The 1421-nt window shown below is 67.4% G+C and carries 1 protein-coding gene; it reads left to right on the top strand.

Annotated elements, in window-relative coordinates; genetic code table 11:
- Positions 1-122 precede the first annotated feature (122 nt).
- Positions 123-1370, top strand: coding sequence for an IS256 family transposase (locus KSO98_RS18325; RefSeq protein ID WP_225287202.1), 1248 nt, complete (start codon positions 123-125; stop codon positions 1368-1370).
- Positions 1371-1421: the final 51 nt, after the last annotated feature.

Genomic DNA, 1421 nt, shown 5'->3' with positions numbered 1-1421 from the left:
AGTTGAGTCCCCGATAGTGGTGTAGCGCGGTCGCCAAGATCGTCCCTGGCTTGGACGTAGACGCGGCCACCGCGTGATCCTTCGAGTTCACCTCTCACAGCTCTCTCGAACGGAACATCACGATGACCGCTCCGCACATTGTCGACCCCTCTGGCCTGCTCGGCGAAGCCCTCGCTGAAGCCAGCCCCGATCTGATGCGCTCGCTGCTGCAGTCGATCATTAACGCCCTGCTGTCCGCCGACGCTGACGCCGTGGTCGGTGCCGAGTGGGGACGTCCCAGCGCGACCCGCACCAGCCAGCGCAACGGCTACCGCCATCGCGACCTCGACACCCGCGTCGGCACCATCGACGTCGCGATCCCCAAGCTCCGCAAGGGCACCTACTTCCCCGAGTGGCTCCTCGAGCGCCGCAAGCGCGCCGAAGCAGCCCTGATCACCGTCGTGGCCGACTGCTACCTCGCCGGCGTGTCCACGCGCCGGATGGACAAGCTGGTCAAGACCCTCGGCATCGACTCACTGTCGAAGTCCCAAGTCAGCCGGATGGCCACCGAGCTCGACTCCATCGTTGACGACTTCCGCCACCGACCCCTGGGCGACGCCGGACCGTTCACCTTCGTCGCGGCCGACGCGCTCACGATGAAGGTCCGCGAAGGCGGCCGCGTGATCAACGCCGTCGTCCTTCTTGCCACCGGCGTGAACAGCGACGGACACCGTGAGGTGCTCGGGATGCGCGTGGCCACCGCCGAAACAGGGGCTGCATGGAACGAGTTCTTCGCCGACCTGGTGGCCCGCGGCCTGTCCGGGGTCCGGCTCGTCACGTCCGACGCACATAGGGGCCTGGTCGAGGCGATCGCAGCGAACCTGCCCGGCGCCGCATGGCAGCGCTGCCGCACCCACTACGCCGCGAACCTCATGAGCGTGACTCCGAAGTCGATGTGGCCCGCGGTGAAGGCGATGCTGCACTCGGTCTACGACCAGCCCGAGGCCGACGCGGTCGCCGCACAGTTCGACCGGCTGCTCGACTACGTCGAGCGTGCCGTCCCCGCAGCGTTCGAACACCTCGACGCCGCCCGCGACGACATCCTCGCCTTCACGCGATTCCCCAAGGACGTGTGGACCCAGATCTGGTCCAACAACCCCGCCGAACGGCTGAACAAGGAGATCCGCCGCCGCACCGACGCCGTGGGGATCTTCCCCAACCGCGACGCCATCGTGCGCCTAGTCGGCGCCGTGCTGGCCGAGCAGACCGACGAATGGGCCGAAGGCCGCCGCTACCTCGGACTCGACGTCCTCGCTAGGTCCCGCATGAACCTCGTGCCCACCGCTGAACCCGAGATCGGAGCTGATCAACTGCCCGCACTGACCGCCTGACACCTCATCGAGGAGAACGCAGCGCTACACCACTACCTGGGACTTGACCGG

The sequence above is a fragment of the Nocardioides nematodiphilus genome (assembly GCF_020216525.1).
GTDB classification, from domain to species: Bacteria; Actinomycetota; Actinomycetes; order Propionibacteriales; family Nocardioidaceae; genus Nocardioides; species Nocardioides nematodiphilus.
The sequence above is the reverse complement of the archived record's forward strand: the minus strand, read 5'-3'. Positions and strand labels throughout refer to the sequence as shown.